At 62.7% G+C, this 24,895-nt stretch carries 19 protein-coding genes; 4 read left to right on the top strand and 15 right to left on the bottom strand.

Annotated features, from left to right (window positions below):
- Positions 1 to 256: 256 nt before the first annotated feature.
- Positions 257 to 1,219 (top strand): sugar-binding transcriptional regulator, encoded by a 963-nt coding sequence (locus ABID19_RS04620; RefSeq protein WP_352937756.1) that lies wholly within the window; start codon positions 257 to 259, stop codon positions 1,217 to 1,219.
- Here ABID19_RS04620 and ABID19_RS04615 read toward each other — a convergent pair.
- The 4 genes from ABID19_RS04615 to ABID19_RS04600 all read right to left on the bottom strand — a co-directional run bounded on the left by ABID19_RS04615 (position 1,216) and on the right by ABID19_RS04600 (position 6,864).
- The gene (locus ABID19_RS04615) at positions 1,216 to 2,712 is read right to left on the bottom strand and encodes a xylulokinase (RefSeq protein WP_354488375.1); all 1,497 of its coding nucleotides are present in this window, start codon (positions 2,710 to 2,712) and stop codon (positions 1,216 to 1,218) included. The genes ABID19_RS04620 and ABID19_RS04615 overlap by 4 nt on opposite strands.
- A gap of 20 nt (positions 2,713 to 2,732) precedes the next feature.
- Positions 2,733 to 4,055 carry an NAD(P)H-dependent oxidoreductase gene (locus tag ABID19_RS04610; RefSeq protein ID WP_354488374.1) on the bottom strand — a complete coding sequence of 441 codons (1,323 nt, stop codon included), beginning with the start codon at positions 4,053 to 4,055 and terminating at the stop codon, positions 2,733 to 2,735.
- A 260-nt stretch (positions 4,056 to 4,315) separates the two neighbouring features.
- Positions 4,316 to 5,206 carry a DUF427 domain-containing protein gene (locus ABID19_RS04605; RefSeq protein WP_354488373.1) on the bottom strand — a complete coding sequence of 297 codons (891 nt, stop codon included), beginning with the start codon at positions 5,204 to 5,206 and terminating at the stop codon, positions 4,316 to 4,318.
- Positions 5,203 to 6,864, bottom strand: coding sequence for an ABC transporter substrate-binding protein (locus ABID19_RS04600; RefSeq protein ID WP_354488371.1), 1,662 nt, complete (start codon positions 6,862 to 6,864; stop codon positions 5,203 to 5,205). Before ABID19_RS04600 ends, ABID19_RS04605 begins: the two co-directional genes overlap by 4 nt.
- Before the next feature lie 114 nt (positions 6,865 to 6,978).
- On the opposite strand from ABID19_RS04600, the gene ABID19_RS04595 reads away from it, so the two are divergent.
- Entirely contained in the window at positions 6,979 to 7,875 is an 897-nt protein-coding gene (locus tag ABID19_RS04595; protein WP_354488369.1) for a LysR family transcriptional regulator, read from the top strand.
- A gap of 18 nt (positions 7,876 to 7,893) precedes the next feature.
- Here ABID19_RS04595 and ABID19_RS04590 read toward each other — a convergent pair whose 3' ends face one another.
- The 8 genes from ABID19_RS04590 to ABID19_RS04555 all read right to left on the bottom strand — a co-directional run bounded on the left by ABID19_RS04590 (position 7,894) and on the right by ABID19_RS04555 (position 17,698).
- Positions 7,894 to 9,924, bottom strand: a complete 2,031-nt coding sequence (locus ABID19_RS04590; RefSeq protein ID WP_354488368.1) for an ABC transporter ATP-binding protein — start codon at positions 9,922 to 9,924, stop codon at positions 7,894 to 7,896.
- Positions 9,917 to 10,801 (bottom strand): ABC transporter permease, encoded by an 885-nt coding sequence (locus ABID19_RS04585; RefSeq protein ID WP_354488366.1) that lies wholly within the window; start codon positions 10,799 to 10,801, stop codon positions 9,917 to 9,919. Before ABID19_RS04585 ends, ABID19_RS04590 begins: the two co-directional genes overlap by 8 nt.
- Entirely contained in the window at positions 10,798 to 11,751 is a 954-nt protein-coding gene (locus tag ABID19_RS04580) for an ABC transporter permease (RefSeq protein ID WP_354489457.1), read from the bottom strand. The genes ABID19_RS04585 and ABID19_RS04580 overlap by 4 nt, the downstream gene beginning before the upstream one ends.
- A 70-nt stretch (positions 11,752 to 11,821) precedes the next feature.
- Positions 11,822 to 13,486 carry an ABC transporter substrate-binding protein gene (locus ABID19_RS04575; RefSeq protein WP_354488364.1) on the bottom strand — a complete coding sequence of 555 codons (1,665 nt, stop codon included), beginning with the start codon at positions 13,484 to 13,486 and terminating at the stop codon, positions 11,822 to 11,824.
- Positions 13,487 to 13,736: 250 nt separating this feature from the next.
- Positions 13,737 to 14,921, bottom strand: a complete 1,185-nt coding sequence (locus ABID19_RS04570; protein ID WP_354488363.1) for a mandelate racemase/muconate lactonizing enzyme family protein — start codon at positions 14,919 to 14,921, stop codon at positions 13,737 to 13,739.
- A gap of 1 nt (position 14,922) precedes the next feature.
- On the bottom strand, positions 14,923 to 16,029 hold the full coding sequence (locus tag ABID19_RS04565) for a mandelate racemase/muconate lactonizing enzyme family protein (protein ID WP_354488362.1): 1,107 nt from the start codon (positions 16,027 to 16,029) through the stop codon (positions 14,923 to 14,925).
- Between the two features lie 47 nt (positions 16,030 to 16,076).
- Positions 16,077 to 16,805 (bottom strand): GntR family transcriptional regulator, encoded by a 729-nt coding sequence (locus ABID19_RS04560; RefSeq protein WP_354488360.1) that lies wholly within the window; start codon positions 16,803 to 16,805, stop codon positions 16,077 to 16,079.
- 104 nt (positions 16,806 to 16,909) lie between these two features.
- Positions 16,910 to 17,698, bottom strand: a complete 789-nt coding sequence (locus ABID19_RS04555; protein WP_354488358.1) for a HalD/BesD family halogenase — start codon at positions 17,696 to 17,698, stop codon at positions 16,910 to 16,912.
- 104 nt (positions 17,699 to 17,802) lie between these two features.
- Here ABID19_RS04555 and ABID19_RS04550 point away from each other — a divergent pair, with 104 nt between their 5' ends.
- Positions 17,803 to 18,750, top strand: a complete 948-nt coding sequence (locus ABID19_RS04550) for a LysR substrate-binding domain-containing protein (RefSeq protein WP_354488356.1) — start codon at positions 17,803 to 17,805, stop codon at positions 18,748 to 18,750.
- 185 nt (positions 18,751 to 18,935) lie between these two features.
- On the opposite strand, the gene ABID19_RS04545 is transcribed toward ABID19_RS04550, so the two are convergent.
- Genes ABID19_RS04545 through ABID19_RS04535 form a run of 3 tightly spaced genes read right to left on the bottom strand, consistent with a single transcriptional unit; the run spans position 18,936 to position 23,567 of the window.
- Positions 18,936 to 20,105, bottom strand: a complete 1,170-nt coding sequence (locus ABID19_RS04545; protein ID WP_354488354.1) for an efflux RND transporter periplasmic adaptor subunit — start codon at positions 20,103 to 20,105, stop codon at positions 18,936 to 18,938.
- 16 nt (positions 20,106 to 20,121) lie between these two features.
- On the bottom strand, positions 20,122 to 23,298 hold the full coding sequence (locus ABID19_RS04540; RefSeq protein WP_354488353.1) for an efflux RND transporter permease subunit: 3,177 nt from the start codon (positions 23,296 to 23,298) through the stop codon (positions 20,122 to 20,124).
- On the bottom strand, positions 23,292 to 23,567 hold the full coding sequence (locus ABID19_RS04535; protein WP_354488351.1) for a hypothetical protein: 276 nt from the start codon (positions 23,565 to 23,567) through the stop codon (positions 23,292 to 23,294). Before ABID19_RS04535 ends, ABID19_RS04540 begins: the two co-directional genes overlap by 7 nt.
- A 259-nt stretch (positions 23,568 to 23,826) precedes the next feature.
- On the opposite strand from ABID19_RS04535, the gene ABID19_RS04530 reads away from it, so the two are divergent.
- A complete protein-coding gene (locus ABID19_RS04530) occupies positions 23,827 to 24,408 on the top strand; it encodes a TetR/AcrR family transcriptional regulator (RefSeq protein WP_352937777.1) in 582 nt (193 codons plus the stop codon).
- Positions 24,409 to 24,895: the final 487 nt, after the last annotated feature.

Here is a 24,895-nt window from a genome sequence, read left to right as displayed (position 1 = left end):
CGGTTTGTCTTACGGAAGGGCACGAAATGCCGCGTTTCGGGTCTGGTCTCATCCTGCGAATTCATTTCGGTTGATTGAGGCAGGGCAGGTCGGCCAAGACAAAGTAAATGTTGACCATTTTGGATTTCATCTCGCGTTGTGGACGATATCCGGTCGATGTCTTAGATCTTGAATGCTGGGTACGCAGAACGATTTGCATCGCTCGGTCGGATGCGCCGTCTGAATGACATCGAAGGATCCGCGGGAGGGCAAAAAGATGGCGATGACGGAAAATGACAAGGCCTCGCGCTTCCCGGATGCCGAGCTGAAGGCCCGTGCCGCGTGGCACTATTATGTCGAGGGCCTGACGCAGGAGAGGATTTCGGAGATCCTCGGCATCGGTCGCATCAAGGTGCATCGCATCCTCTCCGCTGCGCGTGAGGAGGGCATTGTCCAGTTCCGCATCCGCGACAGCGTCGTCGAATGCATGGTGCTGGAAGAGGCCCTGAAGCAGCGTTTCGGCCTCAGCCAGGCCGTTGTGGTGCCGTCGGCCGCCGATCGAAGCAACGCACCGCTGATGATCGGCCATGCCGCGGGCGCCTATCTGGCCGACAATGTGAATGCCGGCGATGTCATTGCACTGGGTTGGGGGCGGACGCTGAAATTTGCCATCAACGAACTGCCGCGGCGGCCGATCGCCAGGACGACGGTGGTCTCCATGCTGGGCGGCCTGACGCATGCCCAACCGCTCAACCCGACCGAGAGCGCCTGGGAATTCGCCGAAAAGATCGGCGCCGAGTGCTTCCTGCTGCCGGTGCCGGTCTATGCCGACCGGCCGGAGCAGCGCGACGCCTTCATGAGCCAGCGCAGCGTTCAGGACGTCGTCTTTCGCGCGCGCCGGGCAAACATCGCCGTGCTCAGCGTCGGATCGTTTTCAAACGACAGCCCGATCGCCAATTACGGCTTCATCAAGCCCAGCGAACTCGAGGAGCTGCAGGCGGCCGGCGCAGTTGGCGATATATTATGTCATTTCATCGACGCCGAGGGGCGGCTAGTCGACCATGAGGTCAATCGCCGGGTCTGCGCCTATCCGCTGCAGGATCTGGCGGACATCCCGGCCATCATCCTGGTCTCGGGAGGACAGGAAAAGATTGCCATCATGCGGGCGGCGCTCGCCAACACCAAGGTATCGGTTCTGATCACCGACGAGGATGCGGCCAAGGGCCTGCTCAACCGCTAAGCCTTTCCAAGCGCCTCGAGGCGGGCATGGATGTCGCGCGTCGCCTGATAGAGGTCGCGGTAGATTTCTTTGCGCGCGCGGTAATCGGAGACCAGCCCTTCGACCGGGGCGACATGCCTGGTCGGCGGCGCCGTCATCGCCTCGGCCGCAGCCTCAGGCGAGGCAAACCATCCGAGAGCCGAGGCCGCTAGCATGGCAGCACCCAAGGCTGCCGCCTCGTTGACGGGCGAAACGAAGAGCGGCCGCTCAAGCACGCTTGCCATGATCTCCATCAGCAGCGCGCAATTGGTGCCGCCGCCGGCGGCAATCATCGCCGCCGGCTTACCGCCGGCTTGAGCTTCCATCGCCTCGCTGGCGATCGCCTGCTCGAAAGCGATGCCTTCCAGAACTGCGCGGAAGAGATGCTCCGGTTGGTGATCGAGCGACAGGCCGACGATCGCGCCGCGCGCAGCACCATCCCAATAGGGGCTCATGACACCGGCCCAATAGGGCATGACGAGCAGGCCCTCGCTGCCGGCGGCAACGTCGACCGCCGCTCTCTCCAGGGCTGCGGCCGACGGCGAGCCGGTCGTGCGCACGATCCAGTCGACCAGCTGCATGCCCGACCGCAGCACCGTCTCCAGCATGAATCCCGAGCCAGTCGGTGAGACCAGCGTTCGAAACGCATCCGACGTCCTGATCCCATGGGAATAACAGCCGCTGACGACGCCTGAGCCGAGCGAAAGATAGCTTTTGCCTTCGCCGTGGACACCCATGCCGAGGCCCATTGCCTGGCCATCGCCGGCGCCGGCGACAACAGGCGTGCCAGCCTTCAGGCCGGTCAGTCGGGCCACGCTTTCATTGAGCCCGCCGCAGATCGTGCCGGGCGCGACCAGTTCCGGCAACTGGTCCGGCCGCAGCCCGGCGGCCGCAACGAGCTCAGCGTGCCAGGTGCTGGTTTTGATGTCGAGCAGCCCGAGCGGATCCGCACTTGCCGTGCTGGTGACCAGACGCCCGGTCAGCCGGTGGACGAAGAAGCCATGCACATCGACGAGTGAAGCTGCCTCGCCGAGCGCTTGCGGCTGGTGTTCGACAAGCCAGCGAACAGCATAGAGCGCCGGCGTCGGGTCCGGCGGCTTGCCGCTCCAGTCGCGGATCGTCTCGCGACCGAGTTCCGCCGACAGCCTGATGACTTGCGGGCGGGCGCGCTCGTCCAGCCACAGGATCGCCGGAATAAGCGGCTTGCCGGCATGATCGATCAGCGTGAAGGTCTCTCGCTGGTGCGCGATGGAGATCGCCGCCACCTGTGAAGCGCCAACCGCCTCAGTGACCTGCCTTAGTGCACCGACCAGTGCGGTCCACCAATGTTCGGCATCCTGCTCGAAATGGCCAGGCTTGGGATTTGAAAGCGGATAGGCTTCGCGCGCCTGGAACAGCTCCTTGCCGTCGCGGGTGAAAGCGATCGCCTTCACGGCCGTGGTCGAGGCGTCGATCCCGATTACGACATCGTCCATCAGGCAATGATCCGGTGGAGTCAGGCTGCGTTTGTAACGAACCGCCCGTCCGACTGGTCGAGACGACGGCGGATCTGGGTTATCACCATCGAATCGTCGGGTACACAGTTTTCATAAGTGAGGAAATCGCCCGTCTTGACCGGCTTGACCACCTTGGCTCGCTCGGCGAGGCCGAGCGGCAGGGCGCCGCGGGCGCGCGCGTCCTCCCAGGTCATGGCGAAGCCGCGATAGTCGTTCTCGCCGATCATACCCAGCGACTGGCCGAGGCCAAGGTCGCTCTTGGCCACAGCCACCGCCTCGGCGACCGGATGGTCGAGCGGCTCCATGTCGGCGCGCTTGTAGACAACGGCGCGTGCCGCCGACAACGGCACTTCCAGGCTGGTCAAATGATAGGGACGGAAGATCGTGAAATAGGGGCCCTTGCCGACCTTGAGGTCGACCATGCGCTCCAGCACGCGCGGATGCCTTGTCTCGATGATGCAGAACACGCCGGGCGCCACGCCCTTGCCGATCGAATAATCGACGACGCCCTTGCGGTGCAGCACGCCGCCATCCTCGCGCGGGCAGAGCACGCTGGCCAGTTCCTCCAGCGTCGCGGTCGGGCCGTGCATGCCCGGCACGTCGGGTACCAGGCCGGTGGCATTAGCGATCGCCACCATCTCGATCGCCGTCTTCGAACCGTCGACGAACTCGACCAGCATGCGCGCATTCATGTTGCGCTCGGCGGCCTCCTTCTCGTAGTCGGCCGGCATGGCGTCGATCTTCAGCGGATTGTTCTTGCCCTTGCCGGCGGCGATGATGTTGAAGCCGAGGCTCCTGGCAAAGCCGATGATCTCCAGCGTGCAGGCCGGCTCGTCGCCGGCCGCACCCGTATAGACGACCCCGGCCTTGCGCGCTTCCTCTTTCAGGAAACGGCCGATGGTGATGTCGGCCTCGACGTTGAGCATGACGATGTGCTTGCCGTTCTTCATCACTTCGAGCGCGAACAGCGTGCCGATGTTGGGATTGCCTGTCGCGTCGATAATGACGTCGATGCGGCCGGCGGCGGCGAGTGCGTGCAGGTCTTCGGTCACCGCGATCTTGCCGGCCTCGATGGCGCGGTCGATGGCCGCTGCATTGCCGGCCTGCACGATGTCGGAGCGGTCGTGGCCGGCGAGCAGCGCCGCGTCGATCGCCGCCTGCGGCCTGACCTCGGAAATGGCGCCGATGCGCATGCCCGGCATCAGCGCCACCTGGACGACGATGTCGGTGCCCATCTGCCCTGCGCCGGCAAGCCCGATGGTGATCGGTCCCTGCTTTTCAGCGCGCTGCAAAAGTTCCGCTGCGAATTGCGGATGGGACATATCGCTTCCTCCAATTCCTGACGCGCCGCAGCGCCGAACTCATCTTTTGAACATTCCTATTTCCATTTGAAAAATATTTCAATCGGCAATTCGGCAAATCTTCGACGAGCGGTGCCTATATTGGCACCGCGAACTGCACCAGGGATTCGCGGAGGGGCAGCGTCGGATCACCGCAATGCGACGCAGACGCATAGCCTCAGCAACTGCTTTCTGCAGTCACTGCGGCTATTGGATTTCAGCGGACGTTGGGGGAGAACAGCTCAGAAATAGCCGTCCGACGCGGCCGTGGCTTCCTTCGGGATTTCGACGCCGTCGACAAGGATCTTGTCGACCAGTTCATGGTGGAAGCACACCAGCCCCTTGATGCGCTCGGCTTCGTGCACCGGTTCGGGATAGTACCAGACGAGGTTCTCGTGGCGCTTCTTGGGAGTCGTCACGTGATAATAATTGGAGATGCCCTTGTAGGGGCAGCGCGAAATGTAGCGGCTGGGCGCGAACATATCGAGCCGCGTGTCCGAGATCGGCAGATAGTGGCGCACCGGATGGCCGGTCTCGAACAGGAACACGCCGCGCCGGGAATCCGCGACCTGCTCGCCGTCGAGGATGACCTGCACCCGCCGTGACGAGGGCAGGCAGTCGACCCGGCGGAATGGGTCGCGGGCATGGACGAAAATCTCTTCGTCCTCCTCGAACCAGTGCCCCATTTTGCTCCAGTAGAAGGACATGTAGTCCGCTATCGGCGGGCAGCCCTTGACCGGGTTGAGGTAACGCCAGGCACCGTCCTCGACCAGCGTGATGCCGGTGTTCAGCGAATAATGGGTGGCCACGCCCTTGAACGGGTTCTCCGTTGTCGTCCGGCTGGGCAGCAGGAACTCCTCGCGCACGTCGCCGATCGGGAAGTAATAGACCGGCAGATGATCGGACTCGTAGAAGACCAGCGCCTTGGTCGTGTCGGCAACGATTATCGAGCCGACCTGTACGCGCAGCCGCTTGGGGCAGGGCATGGTGAAGGCGACGTAGCCAGGTTCGAACTCGTACTGCTCGATCGTGTCGAGCAAAGGAAAATGCGGCCCCCGGCCGCGCAAATGGGGCTTGCGAATGGTAGTCTCCCGTTTCTTTTCTTTCGCGATCTGGCGTTGGTGAGCGGTCATGGTCCGCCTATCGACACGCGGTCGAGCAGCAGCCCGGCGGCGATCGGCGGCAGGCCGCTGACATTCTTGCGCACAGGTACCAGCAAGTCCGGGAAATAGCTGAAGATCACCGGCGTCTCGTCGAGCAGCAGTTTCTGGATCTCGGAGGCAGCATTGCGCTGCGCGCCGATGTCGAGCGCCTTCAGATAACTGGTGACCAGGCCGTCATAGGCGGAGCTCTTGAAGTGCGCCGCATTCCACGGCCCGTCGCTGACCAACGGGCTTTTCAGGAATACGTTCGGCACGCTGCGATGCGCGTAGTCGGTGATGCCAAGCGGGCTGTCCAGCCAGTCCGACTGGCCGAACACCGCCTTCCCGTAATATTTGTCCTGATCCTCGATGTTGAGCGCGATGCGGGCGCCGATCTCCTTGGCGAAGTTCTGGAACAATTGCGCATAGCCGGGGATGTCCGAATAGCGCAGCGTCGTCAGCGTCATATCGAAGCCGCTGGCCAGTCCCGCCGCTTCGAGCAATTGCTTGGCCTTGGCGATATCCTGCGTGCGCTGCGGCACCGACTTGTCGGTCGCCGGAAAGGCCGGCGCGAACGGGCTGTCATTGCCGGTCGCGGCCATGCCGCGGCACAGCCCGTCGACCAGTTTGCTGCGATCGATGCTCAGGGCCAGGGCCTGGCGCACCCGCTTGTCGGTGAAGGGCGCCATGTCGCAGCGCATGTGCAGCTGTCGGTGGGCGGTCGAGGCCACGCGCAGCACCGTGATGTCGGGATTGTTCAGCATGACCTGGCTGACATCGAGCGGAATGGCATCGAGAAGGTCGACCTCGCCCGCCTGCAGCGCCAGGATGCGCGGCTGCACGTCGCCGTAGAACTTGAACTCGAGACGATCGGGAAGCGCTTTTTCACCCCAATAGTCTGGATTGCGGATGAAGGTCGCGCCAACCTTCGGCGTGTAGGTTTCGAGCCGGAAAGGACCGGTCCCCTCGAAGGTTTTTTCGTAGTCGCCCTTGTAGCTCGCCGGCAGGATGACGGCGTTGTAGTTGTCGATCGACACCGAGTAGGGAAAGCTGCCGTTCGGCGCGTCGAGATGGAAGGCGACGGTGTGGTCGTCGACCTTCTGGGTGCCGCCTTTCGATAGCAGCCCCTTGAACACCGACAGCGCGTTGGACGAGCCGCTCGGGTCGGCGAGGCGGTCGAACGTCGCAACGACATCGTCGGCTTTGAAATCCTCGCCATTGTGGAACTTGACGCCCTTGCGCAGTTTGAAGGTCCAGACACTGCCGTCCTCGTTCGGCGCCCAGCTTTCCGCCAACACCGGCCGCAGCGTCAGGTCTGGTTCGGTGACGCAGAGAAATTCGGCGGTCTGGAAAACCAGCTGATAGCTGCCGCTGTCGTAATAGGTGACCGGATCGATTGCCCCGCCCGGCGTAGCAATGCCGGCGCGGACGGTTCCGCCCGGCGTGCCGGCAGCGCGTGCCTTTTGGGTGCCGAGACCGGCGGCGGCAACGATGCCGCCCAGGAACGGCAGTGACAAGCCGAGCATGCTGCCATGGCGAAGGAAATCACGGCGGTCGATTCTGCCGGCCAGGAGTTCGTCGACAGCGGAATTTTCGATTGAGCTCAGGTTTCTGCGGGCGATATCGATCGTCTTGAAATGCTTCGGCATGGCTGCATTCCCTCGCGTCTCGTGGGGCTTTGCCATCTAGTTCATTGTTGACCGCGACCGAAAAGCGATATTTTTTGATAGGGGTCATCGAAATTTTCGATGCAGGAGCCGGCCATGGATACTGAAAACCTGCGCAGTTTTCTCGAGGTTGCCACCCATGGCAGTTTCACCGTCGCAGCCAACCGGCTCAACCTCGCACAATCGACCGTCAGCGCGCGGATCCGGGGTCTCGAGGAGCAATTGGGGCGCCGGCTTTTCGTTCGCGATCGCGACGGCGTCACGCTGACACCGGCCGGCCGGCAGTTCCTGCCGCATGCCTCCTCGATTACGCGCACCTGGGAACAGTCAAGGCAAGATATCGCGGTTCCCGATGGCTACGAGACGCTGCTGCGGCTTACCGCTCCCGCCTATCTGTGGGATCTGATCACCTCGCCATGGGTCGAATGGATGCGCGCCAGGCGACCGAACGTTGCGTTGCGGCTCGAAGGCAGCTTTCCTGACCTGGCGATCGATCAACTGGCGGAGGGCCTGCTCGACATCTGCATCCTTTATCTGCCGCGACCGCATCCCGGCATCGCCTATGAAACGCTGGCGGTCGATCAGGTCGTCCTTGTCCAGCATGCGGCACAGACCAGGCCTTGGACCGAGAACTACATTCTCATGGACTGGGGGCTGGAATTTCGCATCGAGCATGATCGCGCCTTCGGCTCGATGGTGAAGCCGGCAATATCGGCTGGGCTGGTGTTCATCGGGCTGCAGCATGTTCTGTCGCAGCAGGCTGCCGCCTATCTGCCGCTGAGCGCGGTCAGCGGCCACATCGAACGTGGCGAACTCCGGCGCATCGAGGGTGCGCCGGTGTTCCAAAGACCGATCTATCTCGCCTATCCGAGCAATCCAGCCTCGTCCGATGTTCTTGAGGTCGCGCTGTCCGGACTGCGGACGCTGGCAAAGAACTGGTCGGGCGATCAGGGTTTTTCGGAAAATGACCGCGCTTTCAGCATGGCCGATTGAGCAGCGTCCTGGCGGCGATCAGGCGGGTTCCGTTTCGGCGGTCTTCGGCATTTGCAGCATTGCCAGCTCAACGTAGGGAATATGGCAGCGGATCGTGTGGCCGGGCTTAGCCTCAGCCAGCGGCGGCTCCTGCTCCTCGCAGATCGCTCCGATCTTGCGCGGGCAGCGCGTGTGGAATACGCAGCCCGACGGCGGATTGGTGGCGCTGGGGATTTCGCCGTCGAGACGAATGCGCGACGTCTCGCCCTGGTCCAGCTTGGGAACCGCCGACAGCAGCGCTTCCGTGTAGGGATGATGCGGGCCGGCAAAGACATCTTCGGAGGGACCCAGCTCCATGATCCTTCCAAGATAGAGCACAGCGATCTGGTCAGAGAGATAGCGAACGACCCCCAGATCGTGTGAGATGAAGACATAGCTGACATGCTCCTTCGACTGCAGGTCGGCGAGCAGGTTGAGGATGGCCGCCTGCACCGATACGTCGAGCGCCGAAGTAGGTTCGTCGCAGACGACGATGCGCGGGTCACCGGCGAAAGCGCGGGCGATGGCGACGCGCTGTTTCAGTCCGCCCGAAAGCTGGCGAGGCTTGACGGCAAGATGCCGGTCGGTAAGTCGAACCGAACGGACGAGTTCGTCCAGGCGTGCCTCCAACGCCTTGCCGCTGAGGCCGGCCAGTCTCTTCAGCGCCCGGCTGATGAGATGACGGATCGAATGCGAGCGGTTCAGCGCCGAATCCGGATTCTGGAAGACGATCTGCAAGGCTTTGATCTGGTCCGCGCTGCGGCTGTCCAGTCGAGGCGCCAGCTTCTTGCCCTCAAGCTCGATTATGCCGCCTTGGTCCGGCTGCACCAGGCCGAGCAGCAGCCTGGCGAAGGTCGTCTTGCCGCTGCCGGATTCGCCGACCAGGCCAAGCGTTTCGCCGGGCCTGAGGCTGACCGAGACGTCCTTCACCGCCCGCAGCGCATGACCGTGGCTGGCATAGGTCTTGCTCAATCCCTCGACATTGAGGACTGGCTCGGATTTGGCTTTCGGCCTGTCAGTGGCGACATCGCTTGGGGTGGCGCGCGGCAGCGATTGCGCCTGTTCGTGATAGTGGCAGCGCGACAGCCGGCCGCCCAGATCGTAGAGCGGCGGCAATTCGTTGCGGCAGCGGTCGGTGGCGAGCGCGCAGCGATCGGCGAAGGCACAGCCTTTGATTGCCGCGCCGATGCCGGGCAGGAATCCCGGAATGGTGTCGAGGCGACCATGATCCTTGCGCTGGCCGCCGCGCGGCAGGCAGCGCAGCAGGGCGACCGTATACGGGTGGCGCGGATCGTTGAACACGACGTCGGTCGGCCCTTCTTCCACCAGCATGCCGGCGTAGAGGACGCCGACCCGGTCGCACATGTTTGAGACGACTGCGAGATTGTGACTGATGAACAGGATCGAAGCCGACAGCTCCTGCCGCAGCTGTGCGATCAGGTCGAGCACTTCGGCTTCCACCGTCGCGTCGAGACCGGTCGTCGGCTCGTCGAGGATCAGCATGGTCGGGTCCTTGGCAAGCGCCATGGCGATGGCCACCCGCTGCTGCATACCGCCGGAAAGCTGGTGGGGATAACGCTGCATGACGCTGGCCGGATCGGAAATGCGCACCCGGTTCAGCATGGCGATCGCCCGGTCGGTGCCGGCCTGTCCCGAAATGCCGCCGAGCTCGAATATCTCCGTCAACTGGCGGCCGACGCGGATCGATGGGTTCAGCGCCTTGCCGGGATCCTGATAGACCATCGACACGCTTTCCGCGCGGGCGCGGCGCAAGGCCTCGGCGTCGAGCTTCATGATGTCTTGGCCGTCGAGCGAGATCGCCCCACCTGATATCGAGCCGTTTCTCGGCAGATAGCGCACCACGGAGAGCGCCACGGTGGATTTGCCGCAGCCGGATTCGCCGACCAGCCCGTAGGCTTCGCCCTGCCTGATGGTGAGGCTGAGGTTGCGCAGCACCGCCCGGTTGCGACCACCGACGCGGTAAGCGACGGAGAGGTCGTGCAGTTCAAGCGCGTTGGCGGGCTCAGTCATTGAGAGCCCCCTGCACGCCGTCGGTAACAAGATTGACGCCGATCACCAGCGAAGCGATGGCGAGTGCGTCGAACAGCACCGTCCACCAGAAGCCGCCGCCGATCATGCCGTAATTGCTTGAGATCGAGAGCCCCCAGTCGGGCGACGGCGGCTGGATGCCAAAGCCCATAAAGCTCAGCGTCGCAACCGCGAAGATCGCATAACCGAGGCGGACCGTCGTTTCGACCAGGATCGGCGGGATGACGTTCGGCAGGATCTCGACGAACATCGTATGCAGCGCGCTTTCGTGCCGGAGCTGGGCGGCGGCGACATAGTCGAGCTCGCGTTCGGCAAGCACCGCCGAGCGCACCGTGCGTGCGATGATCGGCGCAAAGCTGAGGCCGATGACGACGATGACCGTGGCCTTGGAGGTGCCGAGCGCGACGATGGCCAGCAGCGCGACGATGACCACCGGGATCGCCATGAACGCTTCGAGGATGCGGCTGATGACGTCGTCGACGATGCCGCGAAAATAACCGGTGAACAGGCCAAGCGCCGTACCTGCCACGGTCGCCAGCAATGTAGCCAGCGGCGCCACGGTCAGGATGTCGCGTGAGCCGACGATGACGCGCGAGAAGACGTCGCGGCCGATCTGGTCGGTGCCGAACCAGTGCTCGGCCGAAGGCGGCGCCAGCGCGTTGATGATGTCGTCCGCAAGCGGATCGTAGGGTACGAAATGTTCACCGAACAGCGCGCAGATGACCCAGAACAGCACGATGGCGAGGCCGGTGAGAAAGATGCCGGAGCGCAGCAGCGAATAGAACACCTCCGCCATGGGCCCGCGCCGGCCCGTATTGTCAGGCGGCAAGGTGCTGGCGGGACTGTCGGTGGCGCTCATTGGTCTGTCCCTAGCCGGATGCGCGGATTGAGCACGGAATAGAGGAAGTCGGCGGCCAATGTCGCAACCGCATAGACGATGCCGATGGTCAAGATGCCGGCCTCCAGGACCGGGAAATCCTTGCCGCGCGCAGCAGTGAAGATCAGTGATCCGATCCCTTGATAGCGAAACAGTGTTTCGATCACGACGAGGCCGCCGATAAGATAGCCGGTCTGCGTTGCGATGACCGTGATGGTCGGCAGCAGCGCGTTGCGCAGCACGTGCCTCCAGATCACCGTCCGCCACGGCAGCCCCTTGAGGACCGCCGTCCGCGTGTAGTCGGAATCGAGCGCCTCGATCATGCCTGAGCGTGCCATTCTGGCGATATAGCCGAACAGCACCAGGAACAGCGGCAGGGCAGGCAGGATCAGGTAATAAAGCTGGGTGAAGAAGCCGGCGTCGCGCGGCCATGCGGCAGAGATTGGCAGCCAGCGAAGCCAGACCCCGAAAATCAGAATGAGGATGATGCCGGTTACGAATTCGGGCAGCACCGTTACCGACAGTCCGCCGAGGCTGATGATGCGGTCGAGCGGGCGGTTGAGATTGAGCGCAGCAATGACACCGCCTAGAATCCCGATCGGCACGACCAGTATGAAAGCGACCGCTGCCAGCTTCATCGAATTGCCGAGCGCATCGATGACGAACGGTGCCACCGGCGAGCGGAAAATATAGGACGTGCCCATGTCGCCCTGCACGAAATTCGATATCCAGCTCCAATATTGGGTGAGCAGCGGCCGATCGACGCCGAGCGTGTGATTGAGCGCATCGACGGCGCGCTGGTCGGCAAACGGACCCAATATGGCGCGCCCGACATTTCCGGGCAGCACCTGGCCGCCCAGAAACACCATGATGCTAAGCAGGAACAGCGTGACAAGCGACAGGAAGACACGCCGGACAAGGAAGGAGAGAATGGCTAATACTCCTTGCGGAGCCAGCTTCAGGCAGGAACTGGCCGTTAGAGGATCTGGCTTTCCCTCCCGTTCAGGCTTTCGACGCCTTGTCGAGGAACAGCTGCGACATGGCGGTCGGCTGCACGCCGGTCACGCCCTTCACCGTCGCCGTCAGGTAGTCGTAGAAATAGCCGAAGATGACGGGTGTTTCCTCAAGCAGCAGCTTCTGGATCTTGCCAGCGTCCGCCTTTTGCGCTTCGAGATCAAGGGCGGCGATGTAGCTGGTCGCCAGCGTATCGTAGTCCTTGTTCTTGAAGTGCGCCGCATTCCAGGTGCCTTCGCTCTTCAACGGTGCGGCGAGATAGACGTTGGGCACGCCGCGGTGGCCGTAGTCGGTGATGCCCATCATCGAATCCAGCCAGTTCGATTTGCCGAACACCGCCTCGCCGTAATAGGCGCTCTGGTCGAGGATGTTGAGCTCGAGCTCGATGCCGATCTCCTTGACCGCGTTCTGGATGAGCTGGGCGTATTCGGGGATTTCCAGATAGCGCTCGGTGGTCAGCGTCACCTTGAAGCCCTTGCCGGCGCCGGCCGCTTCCATGAGCTGCTTGGCCTGCGCAATATCCTGCTGGCGTTGCGGCACGGTCGGGTCGGTCGAGGGATAGGCGGCGGCGAACGGACTGTCATTGCCGGCTACGGCGCGGCCTTTCATCAGGCCGGCAACCAGCTTGTTGCGGTCGAGGCTGAGCGCGATGGCGCGTCGCACGCGCGGATCCTTGAACGGATCCGCATCGCACTGCAGATGCAACTGTTGATGCGCGACCGATTTCAGGCTGATGATTTCGATGCTCGGATCGCTTAGCAGGCCGACGCCGGCCAGCACCGGGAGCTGGTTGATGATGTCGACCTGACCTCCTTGCAGCGCCAGGATCTGCGGCTGCATGTCGGCGAAGAAGGTGAACTCGGTGCGCTCCGGCAACGCCTTCGGGCCCCAGTAATCCTCGTTGCGGACGAACGACGCCCCGACCTTCGGCGTGTATTTATCGACCCTGAACGGCCCTGTGCCGTCGAAGCTCTTCTCGTAATCGCCGACATAGCTCGCCGGGATGATGACGGCGTTGTAATTGTCGGACGACACCATGTAGGGAAAGTTGCCGTTCGCCGCGTCGAGGTGGAATTCCACCGTGTAGTCGTCGACCTTCTTGGTCGCGCCCTTTTTCAAGATGCCGTTGAACACCGACAGCGCGTTGGAGGAGTTGGCCGGATCGGCGAGCCGATCGATGCTGGCCACTACGTCTTCCGCCTTCATCTCGCCGCCGCTGTGGAACTTCACGCCCTTGCGCAGCTTGAACGTCCACACAGTGCCGTCGTCGTTCGGTTTCCAGCTTTCCGCCAGAGCCGGCTGCAGCACGAGGTCCGCACCATCGATGCAGAGGAATTCGGCGACTTGCTGCAGCACCACCAAGCCGCCGGCATCGGCGATGCTTACCGGATCGATCGCCGCGGCGGGCACGCTGCTTGCCACGCGGATGGTGGCACCGGGCGCTCCCTGGGCACGAGCGAGCGACGGCATGGCACCAAAGCCGGCGGCAGCACCGATGCGGCCCAGAAGCGGCAACGACAGGCCGAGCAGGCTGCCGTGGCGAATGAAGTCGCGGCGGCTGACCCTGCCGTCGACAAGCCCGTCTATCAGATGATTTTCGAGCGGCGAGCGACTGCGCCTGAAGAAGTCGAGAATGCGATAGTCCTTGCTCATGGGTTTGACCCTTTCCCCTTTGTTCTTATGATTGACGAAAATCCGTGGAGTTCTCCGTATCCCGGCCGTCAACGAGCGTTGTTGACCGGGGCCTTAGTATGCGGTCTTTTTCGGTCCACCCGCTGAATGCGGCAGAGGCTTGGATTTTCGAGGCATTGCTTCCACCCATTCTGTCCGCAATACCCGATCGTTGTCACGGCTCGAGGCTTCTCTTGTTGTATCCTTTTCCTGTTGGTTGGTGTCATCACTCCTAGTTCAACGGCAGACGGCGATAAGTCCCCGGCTTGGCCGGGTCGTGATACTTGTTGCACGGCCCGTTCTCGGCAAAGTCGCGGTGGCAAGCGGCGAGGTTTTCGCGCGACAGCGTGACGCCGAGGCCGTGACCTTCCGGCACCCGAACGACATTGTCCTTGGGCGAAAACGGGCCTTCCACGGTGATATCCATCGGCAGCATGCGAAACAGCGACTGGTTGGGCTCCCTGATCCAGCCGAGTGCGGCGCAAAGATGCAGGTAGGCGGCGCTGCCGATGCCGCTGTCGCCGCTATAGCACCAGTAGTCGATGCCGGCATGTTCGCAGGCACCGACGAAGCGCAGCAGGCGGCCGATGCCGCCATGCGTGGTCGGATTGCCAACGAACGCATCCGGCACCTTCGCCTCCATGGCCCGCGCAATGTCGATATTGTGCGTCGAGAACGGGATCGAGCAGTGGCGGCGCAATTCGCGCATCGCCTCGATGGTCGCCACCGGGTCTTCCCAGTTGCGCACGCCGAGTTCCTCCAACGGCCGCGCCAGCAGCCTGGCCGTCGCCAGCGAATACGCCTGGTTGGAATCGATGCGGATCATCGCATCGTCGCCGAGCTTTGTGCGGATCAGCTCTACCATTCTCAACGAGATCTTCGCATCCCCAGTCGAGAACTTGCCTTCAAAGTAGGTCGTTCCGTGGGTCTCGTGCAGCTCGACGCAATAGTCGGCGACCGCTTCCGGCGTTCTTTCGCCTTTCACATCAGGACCATCGCCGCGCAGCGAGAAATAGTCGGTGAACGGGATATCCTTGCGAACGGCGCCGCCGAGCAGCTGGTAGAGCGGCTGCTTCCATGCCTTGCCGCGCAAGTCCCAAAGCGCCATCTCGATGGCGCCGAAGGCCATGATGCGGGTGCGGTCGTTGATCGACTGGACCCCGGTCCAGTAGGGCAGGCAGACATTCTCAGCGCCCGCGATGTCGAAAGCGTCGCGGCCGACCAGTCGTGCCGCAAGATTGTCACTGATGATTGCCGCCGCGGCCGGCGACGGCGCTTCGCCCAGACCGATCAGTCCGTCCTCGGTCTCGACCTCGACAATGGTCGGCGAGAACCCGTCGAGCTCGCCGAACACCCAAGCGTAGGGCGCTTCGAGCCGGAGGTTGATTGGCGTTGCGGTGATCCGGCGGATCTTCATCTCAACTGCCGACCTCGAAGAAGGGTCTGCCAAGCAGCTCTGGAACGACGTCAATACCGAGACCCGGTCCGTCCGGAATGCCCATGCGGCTACCCGAAACCGGCGGCATGTTCGATGCGGTGCGCACCGTCACCCATTCGTGGAAGGCGATGGCGTGCAGCCGGCGCTCCTCCGGCGTTGACAGCGACAGATGTGCCATGGCTGATGTGTCGATCTCAGCGCCGCCGGTATCCTCGACGGTGATCATGAAGCCGAGATCGACGGCAAGATCGCGGATCTGGCGCGTCTTGGTGACGCCGCCCAGCCGCGAGATTTTCAGCGTCAGCCCGTCGGCAGCGCCCTTGCGATGGATGTCGAGCATGTCGTCCAGCGAGGCGACGGATTCGTCGAGCACCATCGGCTTGTCGAGGGAGCGGCGAACGGACATGCATTCGTCGATCGTGGTGCAGGGCTGCTCGAACGTGTAGTCGATGGCGCGCGTCGCGTCAGTGAACTGGCGCGCCTGATAGGGCGTCCAGCCGGCATTGGCGTCGCAGAAGATCACCGTCCCCTTCGGCACCGAAGCGGCGACCGCGGTGACGCGTTCGACGTCGTCATGGACGTTGCCGCCGACCTTGACCTGCAGCCGGTGAAATCCGTCCTTGACGATGCGCTTGGCGAGTGCGGCCATCGCGTCGACCGTGCCGTGGGTGACGACCTTGTAGAGTTCGGCCGTCTCGCTTTCGCGCCCGCCGAGCAGCGTCACCACAGGCACATCGGCGGCACGTGCTGCCAAATCCCAGCACGCCATGTCGAGCGCGGACTTGATGTAGGGATGGCCCTTGAACACCGTATCCATCAGCCTGCCGATACTTGCCAACGCACGGGGATCTTGCCCGAGCAGGTGCGCTGCGATTTCCATGACGCCGGCGCGCGTGCCGGCCGCGAAGGCGGGGGAGTAGAAATTGCCGAGCGGCGCCATCTCGCCCCAGCCGGTGAGGCCGCTGTCGGAAGTGATGGCGACGATTACCGCGTCGAATGCGTCGGCGATACGCCCTTTTGACATGCGGTAGGGCCCGTCCACGAAGGGCTGCACGACATGGTAGGCTTTGATGGTTTTGATCCGCAATTTCTTTGTCCGTTGTCAGATTCGCTTCTGGCGCGATGATTGGTGCTTCACGCCTCTCCCGGCCGCTTGCGTGGCAAGCCGGCGCGATCGGCCCCTGCGCCCTTGGATTCGAGGCTGCGCGCATAGGTGAGCAGCTCCTCGAAATCGAGGTCGATATGCTCGCGGGCATGGCGCTGGGCTGCGTGCATGTCGGCGCCCTTCAGCAGCCGCACATAAGTCTCGTGGACGTCCGCGGCAGGCACCGGTTCGTTGCGTGCGCGCTGGTGCAGGGCGAAATACATCTGCAGCCGGCTCGTCAGGCGCTGCCAGGTCTCCAGCAGCACCGAATTGTCGGCCCATTCGTAGATCAGCCCGTGCAGTTGCAGCGCCGTTTCGATCTGGCGGGTTGTGTCGAGATCGCGCGTCGCCTGCTTCACCGCCTCGTGGCGGCGGTCAAGCTCGTCGAAGAAGCGCTGGTCGCGAAGCGGCCAGGTCAGTTCGATGGCGAACTCGTCCAGCACCTTGTTGAGCGAATAGGCATCGTCGATGTCCTTGGCGGCCACGTCGATGACGAAGGTTCCGGCGTAGGGAATGCTGGTCAGAATGCCTTCCTGCACCAGCTCTCGCATCGCCTCACGCAACGGCGCGCGGCTCACCCGCATCTGCTCGGCAATCCTGAGCTCGTTGAGCTTCTGTCCGGGTTCCAGTTGGCCTGTCAGGATGGCGCGCCGAAGCAGCGCCACGATCTCGGCGCGTCTTGTCGTATCCGCGATCGGACTGAAATCTGCCTGTCCCATTCGGCCACTCCGGAGTGCATTTTCCGGAGACAAGCAGATTGTCGACAATCTAGCAAGGGTCGTTTCCGAATTCCGCCTCGGAGCAGGAGTGGGCGCCCTCGGTCTCAGGCAGCGCGGCCGTAAAAACCGATCCGCTCCTCTTCGCTGAACATCACGCCTGATTTCTCATAGTAGGAAAACACCGCGATCATGCGTTCGCGTTCGCCTTCGACAGTGGTGACGCGATGGGCGGTGTTCTTGCCACGAAAGACATTGAGCGTGCCTGACTTCATGCGCAGTATCTTTGCCTCGGGGTCCCGCCCTTCGAGCAGCCTGGCAACGCCGTCGTAGTTGGGATTGTCGTCCGAGCGGAGATCGGTGCGGTATTCGAGGTCGCCGCCGCGCTGCGATGCCTGCAACAAAAGCGTCGTGGTGAATTCCGAGCGATCGAAATGCCAGTTCAGCGCCTCGCCGGCGCGATAGGCCATCACATTGGTGCGCGCCAGCGGGTCTTGCATGACATGCAGCCGCGTCTTCCCCATCGCCGCGGCCAGGAAGCGCAGCAGCGGTTCGTATTCGTAGATGGCGAGCACGAGGCTATCAGGAATCTGGTCGGCGCAGACCGTATGGCTGATGGTCTCGACCTTACGCAGGGCGGGGTGGTCGGGAGCGAGTTCCGGGATATCGGGCTTGAAGTAGATATTATGCATCCGCCGGTGCACGTGCGACCGAGCCGCCATGACGGGTTGGATTTGCTGCACCGCCCGTTCGGCCACGCCGGGCCGCAAAAAACCTTCGAGATTGAACATGCCGTCGGCTTCCAGCGCCGCCGCCGAGGTCTCCACGAGGCGCTTCCACTCAGCGCTGCCCTCACGGTCGAGCGGGTACCGCTCCAGATCGAGAATGTCTTTCATCGTTTTGTGCTCCAAGGTTCGAGCGCCAGAAGACGGCAAAAAAATCTTTCTCTCAACAGCGAAAATTATTAGTCTTGCGCAGGAAAAACTTATGGAAGGCGCGCATGGAACGGCTCCCCCCGCTGAATGCGATCAAGGCCTTCGAGGTCGCCGCGCGGACCGGCAGCTTCACTTTGGCCGCTACCGAACTCGGCGTGTCCTCGGCGGCGGTCAGCCAGCAGATACGCAATCTCGAGACCTGGTTCGGCAAGCAGCTGTTCGTGCGCAGCGGCAACCGCATAGCGCTGACCGACGCCGGCCACGCAATCTATCCGCAAACGGCACGCGCCCTGGGCGACATTGCGGCGATCGGGCGGCGCATGCTGGATGGAAACCTGCGGACGCGTCTCGTCGTCAGCGTGCCGTTTTCGCTGGCAGAATTGTGGCTGGCACCAAGGCTGGCCGTGCTTCTAGACACGTTCCCGCAAATGGCGATTGACGTTAGGGTCGAAGACGATCCCGTCGACCTGGTGCGCCAGAACATCGATCTTCGCATCAGCTACGGCGATTATCACTATCCCGGTTTACGGATGACCCGTCTGATCCATGATGACGTCCTGCCAGTCTGCGCGCCGGACTTCTGGCAGAGATATGGCAACGGTGCATCCAGCCTGGCGGATGTGCATGAGAGCCTGTTCATCCACACCAACTGGGGTCCGACCTATGCCTCGCATCCGACATGGGCGGACTGGTTTTCGGCGTCAGGCGGCAGCCGCGCGCCTGATCCATCGCATGGGCGGCGTGTCGGTCTGTCCAGCCTGGCGATCGTCTCGGCGAGGCTTGGTCTCGGAATTGCCCTTGGCCAGCGGATCATGGCCCGCGCCGATCTGGAAGCAGGCCGTCTGATCGCGCTCTCGTCGGTATCTCTGCGCCTCGGCCATCCCTATTGCGCTTTCATGCCTGCGGCCAAGGCCGATCGCGCCGATGTCGCCGGCCTTGTCGAACTGCTTGGAGCAATTCCAGGAAATGTGCCTAGCGGTTTTCCCGGGAAAAGCCCATCGCGCTTTCCTTAGAGGAATTCCAGGAAAAGTGTGAAACGGTTTTCCGTCCGGAATTGCGCAAAAAACAAAGAGATAGAGCGGTTCGGCGTTTCCGTGAAACGATGAACCGCTCTAGGGAATTGCGGAAGAACACAGCAAGGCGGCGCCCTTGGCGTGGGAACCGAGGGCGCCGCTGGACCGGACCTGACGGGGGGTTATCAGGTGGCCGGTTTCTGTGGCAGCGGCGAGACAGGCATTCCAGGGCCGATCTTTTGCAGATTGCCTGTTATTATCTGGTCGCCTTCCGATACGCCGCTTGAGATAGCGATGAGATCGCCATTGGTCGGCCCGAGCGAAACGATGCGCTGATCGACCGTATTGTCCTTGCCGACGACGTAGAGGTATTTGCCGAGCTGGCTCGATCCCAGAGCCGTCTGCGGCACCATCAATGCATCGGGCTGCTGCTTGATGTGCAGCCTGACGCGAACATATTGGCCCGGCAGCAGCGTGAACTTGGCGTTGCCGATCGTCGCCCGTGCGGTGATGGTGCCAGTCGAACGATCGATCGTGTTGTCGATGAAGGTGAGCTGACCTTTGTGGCGCGGTTCCGTATCGCCGGGAAGCAGGACGTCGACATCGATGGGTCCCGCCGCGCGGGCTTCCTCGATCTGCGCCAGATCCGTTTCGCTCGGATTGAAGGTGACATAGATCGGGTCGAGCTGCACCAGTGTGTTGAGCACCGTGCCGGCGACACTGACCAGAGTTCCGATAGAGGCCTGGTTACGGCCGACGCGCCCGGCGAATGGCGCCTTGATCTCCGAATAGCTCAGATTGAGCTCGGCTGTTCGCACAGCCGCCTGGTTCACGGCGAGCGAGGCCTGGGCCTCGCGCAAGCTGCTGGTACGCTGGTCGAACGCATCCTTGGCGATGTATCCGCTCTTGGCGAGCTCGGTGCCGCGGCCAAGGTTGGAACGCGCATAGTCGAGCGTTGCTTCGTCACGTTGGACCTGAGCCCTTGCCTGGTCGAGGGCAACGTGGAAATCCTCTGGAGCGATCTTGTAGAGAAGGTCGCCTTTCTTGACATCGCTGCCGTCGGGCGCGACCTGCTCCTGCAGATAACCCGGCACGCGCGCTTGCAGAGTGATGCTGCGGATCGGCTCGGTGCGGGCCGCATAGTCGAGATAGATCGGGATCGTCTTCTTGACGACGCTTACCACCGGCACCGGCATGACAAACGCTGCGGGCTCGGTCGCCGCGGGTTCGGGCGTCGCTGCTCCTGCCGTACCGGCGTTGAGGCCGAAATTGCCCATGTCGAGCAAATGAACGCTCGCCATCGAGATCGCCCCCAGGGCGACAGCCCCTCCCAACGCAATTTTCCATTTACGCATGATCAATTCTCCAATCCTATTCGGCCGCTTCGGCCAATCGCTCGAAAGCGGGTTCGGCAGTTGGTTCAGTCGGTTCGGCAACAGGTTCACTCTTGCTGCCGCGCTCGCGCAGCTGCTCGATCACCGCATAGAAGACCGGCACGAACACCAGCGACAGGATCGTCGCCGCGACCATGCCGCCAAAGACGGTGGTGCCGATAGACTGGCGGCTCGCTGCACCAGCGCCTGTTGAGTACATCAGCGGCAGCACGCCCAGGATGAAGGCGAAGGCGGTCATCAGGATGGGTCGCAGCCGCAGGCGCGCCGCTTCCATCGCGGCGTCGACGATGCTGAGACCTTCCTCGCGCCGGCGCCGGGCAAACTCCACGATCAGAATGGCATTCTTCGCCGCCAATCCGATCAGCATGACGAAGCCGATCTGCGAATAGACGTCGATCTGCATGCCACGCATCAACAAGGCGACAAAGGCCCCGAACAGGGCAAGCGGCACCGCCAGCAGAACCATGAAAGGCATGGCCCAGCTCTCATATTGGGCGGCGAGGATCAGGAAGACGAAGACCATGGCGAGACCGAAGACAATCGAGGCGATCGATCCGGCCTTGAGCTCCTGATAGGTGATGCCAGTCCATTCGTAGCCGAAATCCTTCGGCAGTGCCGTGGCAGCGGCACGTTCCATCGCGGCGACCGCTTGTCCGGAGGAGTAACCGGGTGCAGCACCGCCGTTGATCAGGGCCGACGCATTGTTGTTGTAATGCGGGACGGTTTCCGGGCCGACGATAGGCACCAGCTTGCCGAGTGTGCTCAACGGCACCATGCCGCCAGAGGCATTGCGCACATAGAGCCGTGAAATGTCGGCAGCACCCGCACGCGCATCCTTGTCGGCCTGGATCGTCACCCGGAAGGTGCGGCCGAACAGGTTGAAGTCGTTCACATAGAGCGAGCCGAGATAGATCTGCAGCGTGTTGAACACGTCAGGCAGGCTGAGGCCGAGCAGCTTCGCCTTGTTACGGTCGAGGTCGTAGTTGAACTGCGGCGTCGAGGTCGAGAACGACGAGAACAATTGCTGCGGGTTGAGCTCCGGCTGCTTGCGCGCCTCCGCGAGCACGGCTTGTGTCGCATCGTTGAGCGCAGCGCTGCCGCGACCGGTCAGATCCTGGACCTGGAATTCGAAGCCGCCGGTCGTGCCGATGCCAGGGATCGAAGGCGGATCGAAGCTCAGCGCGAAGGCTTCCGGAAGCTCCATAAGCTTCGAGCGCACGTCGGCGACGAGCTTCGAGGCGCTCTGGTCGGGGCCGCGTTCGTCCCATGGCTTCAGGATGGCGAATTCCACCGCCGAGTTCGACTGGGCTGCGTTGGTGAGGAAGTTCAAGCCGCTGATCGAGCCGACGATATCGACGCCGGGAGTGTTCTGCAGGATGGCGCGTGCCTTGCGGGCTACGGCGTCGGTGCGCTCCAGCGATGCCCCATCCGGCAACTGGATGACGACGAAGAAATAGCCCTGGTCCTCGACCGGGAGGAAGGTCGAGGGCAGGCGCTGCCAGACGAAATAGGTCGCGACAAGCCCGGCCGCGAACAGCCCGAGCATGATCCAGCGCAGGCGGATGAGGAAGCGCACACCATGGGCATAGGCATGCGACAGCCGCTCGAAGCCCGTGTTGAACCAGCGGAACAGCACGAACTGGGTTGCCGGGCGGTGGCGCAGGAAGGCGGCGCTGAGCGCCGGGGTGAGCGTCAGCGAGACGAAGGCGGAGATGCCGAAGGAGATCGCCACCGTCAGCGCAAACTGGTTGTAGAGCCGGCCGGAAACGCCGGGTATGAAGGCGACCGGCACGAACACGGCCATCAGCACGGCGGTCGTGGCGATGATCGGGCCGGTGACCTCGGCCATCGCCGCGCGCGTGGCAGCCAGCGGTTTGAGGCCGGCTTCCAGCTGGCGCTCGACATTCTCGACGACGACGATCGCATCGTCGACGACGAGGCCGATCGCCAGCACCATGCCGAGCAGGCTGAGCATGTTCAGCGAGAAGCCGAACATATACATGACGACGAGCGTGGCGATCAGCGACACGGGAATCGCGATCGTCGGGATGATCGTGGTGCGCCAGCTCTGCAGGAAGATGAACACCACCGCGACGACCAGGACCAGCGCCTCGCCGAGCGTGACCAGCACGTCGTGCATCGACGCCGAAACGAAACGTGTCGTATCGTAGTGCATCGCGTAGCTGACGCCCTTCGGGAAGCGGGCTGACAGTTCCTGCATCTTGTCCTTGACGCGCTGCTGCAGATCGAGTGCGTTCGAGCCGGGCATCTGGTAGACCGCGAGCACCACGGTCGGGTCCTCGGCAAAGAAGGCCGACGACGAATATTGCAGGGCGCCGAGTTCGATGCGCGCAACGTCGCGCAACCGCACCAGCGAACCGTTGGCGGCATCGGCGCGCACGACGATATCGCCGAATTCCTTTGGATCGCTCAGTCGGCCGACCGCGTTGACCTGCATTTCGAAAGCGGTGCCGGCCGGCGCCGGCGACTGTCCGATCTTGCCGGCCGCGACCTGGACATTCTGCTCGGCGATGGCGTTTTGGACATCGACAGCGGTGATGCCGAGATTGGCGAGCTTGTCGGGATCGAGCCAAACGCGCATCGAATAGCGCCGCTCGCCGAAGATCTGCACGTCGCCGACGCCGGGCAGGCGCTTCAGCGGATCGACCACTTGCAGGTAGGCGAGGTTGCTGAGCGCGACCGGATCGACGGAGCCGTCGGGTGAGGTGAGATTGACGATCAGGACGAAATTCGGATTCTGTTTCTTGATCGTCACGCCGCCCTGGTTGACGATGGCCGGCAGCGAGGACGCCGCCTGCGACACGCGGTTCTGGACGTCGACCGCGGCCGTGCTGAGCGAATAGCCGACGTCGAAGGTGATGGTGATCGTCGACGAGCCGTCATTGGAGCTCGACGATGACATATAGGTCATCCCCTGAACGCCGTTGATCTGCTGTTCGAGCGGCGTCGTGACCGTGTCGGCCACGACTTGCGCACTGGCGCCCGGATAGTTGGCGCTGACCACGACCTGAGGCGGTGTTATGTCGGGAAACTGCGAGACAGGCAGCAGGAAATAGCAGATCGCCCCGGCGAGCACCATGATGATGGCGATCGACGATGCGAAGATCGGTCGGTGAATGAAGAAGTTTACCATGACACATACGCCTCGCCCGATGCTCTCGCCTCACCAAAGGCCTTGGCCACTCTGGACAGCCGCCGGATGCGCCTTTGACCCGAATCCTCCAGAAAGCCCCGATCTTCCACAAAGCGATGCGGCGCCTTGCGGGCGTAGCCTTGCGTATCCGCCAGGGTACGCAGCATCGTCTCGAAAGAGCGCGGGTCGACACGGTCGGCCTTCATCAGCATGCGGATCATCGGATCCTTCACAACTTCGTCGATGGTCAAATCCTTGCGCTGCGACATCGTAGCGGCTCCTGGCTTGCGATCCCGGGCGTACGCCGCAGATCGTGTGGTCTTCTTATTCGCGGCCAAAAGTCGCCTGGGGCGCAGTTTCATGCCTGGGCCTTTTCGGCGGAGGCTATTCACAGGCGCCTGCGAGATTTGACACGAGGCAATTGAGGTGTTACCAGTAAGTAACATCTAGAAGTTACAGACCGGTAACACCCTAGTCAAGAGGTGCACCGAGGGATTTTTCGGAAAACCCGAAACCAAGGAGGTTTTGATGGAAGACGGTACTGCGGAGCGCATCCGCCCCCGGGATCGGATCCTGGAGACGGCACGGGATATGTTCCACAAGCATGGCATCAAGGGCGTCGGCGTCGACGCGATCACTGAGGCCGCCGGCACCAACAAGATGACGCTCTACCGACATTTCGAGTCCAAGGACGATCTGGTCATCGAGTGCTTGCGGGCGACAGCATGCAGCGCCAACGCGATGTGGCAGAAGTTCGAGGCCGAGCATCCGGGCGACAAGCTTGCGCAATTGCATGCCTGGGTTCGCATGGCTGCCGATTGCCTGTTGACGGACGGCCGCGGCTGCGACATGGCGAACGCCGCCATCGAACTGAGCGAAACCGACCATCCCGCCCGTCGGGTGATCAAGGAACTCAAGCAGGCCCAGCGCGACCGTCTGGTTAGCCTGTGCCGGGACGCTGGCGTCGGACAGGCCGAGCTTCTTGCGGACACGCTGTCGCTGCTGCTTGAAGGCGCCCGCGTCAGCATGCAAAGCGTCGGCGCCGAAGGCCCGAGCGCTCAATTCGTCCGCATGGCGGAAGGCTTGATCACCTCTTTCAGGGCCAGATAGTCTCGCAACTGGCGAAACGATCGGTAGCGTGTTCATTGCGAGCCGCGCCGCCGACTGCTCTTTTGCCCGTTCGACTGTACCGTCATCGCGCTTCTCCTTTGCCGGTCTGTCGCCGCACCACCGGCGCGACCTGTTGCCTGTCGGTGAGGATAGGACCGATAGCGAATTGGCGAGAGTGACAAGTGTGACGGGATTCCGGCCGATCCGCTGATCGCGGCTGCAATATGCCCTACCGCTCGCCGAACAAGCCGGTGGCGATCGCCGTTGATGGGTCATTCGACGCGCGGACCGACAATTGTGTCGGTGACGGTCATGAACCAGCCTGGGCCCATCAGCCGGAGCCGGAATAAAAAAGCCCGCTGCCGGGAGGAGGTGGCAGCGGGCTTGATTTCGAATACGGCACGGGAGGAGGTGTACCGCACTCAGCGCCGGCATCGCATCTGGGAGGAGTAGATGGCCGACACCTGCGAAACTACCGATTGCCCAA

Origin of the sequence: Mesorhizobium robiniae, assembly GCF_040545535.1 — a bacterium.
Classification (GTDB): domain Bacteria; phylum Pseudomonadota; class Alphaproteobacteria; order Rhizobiales; family Rhizobiaceae; genus Mesorhizobium; species Mesorhizobium robiniae.
This window is presented reverse-complemented; position numbering and strand designations above follow the sequence as displayed.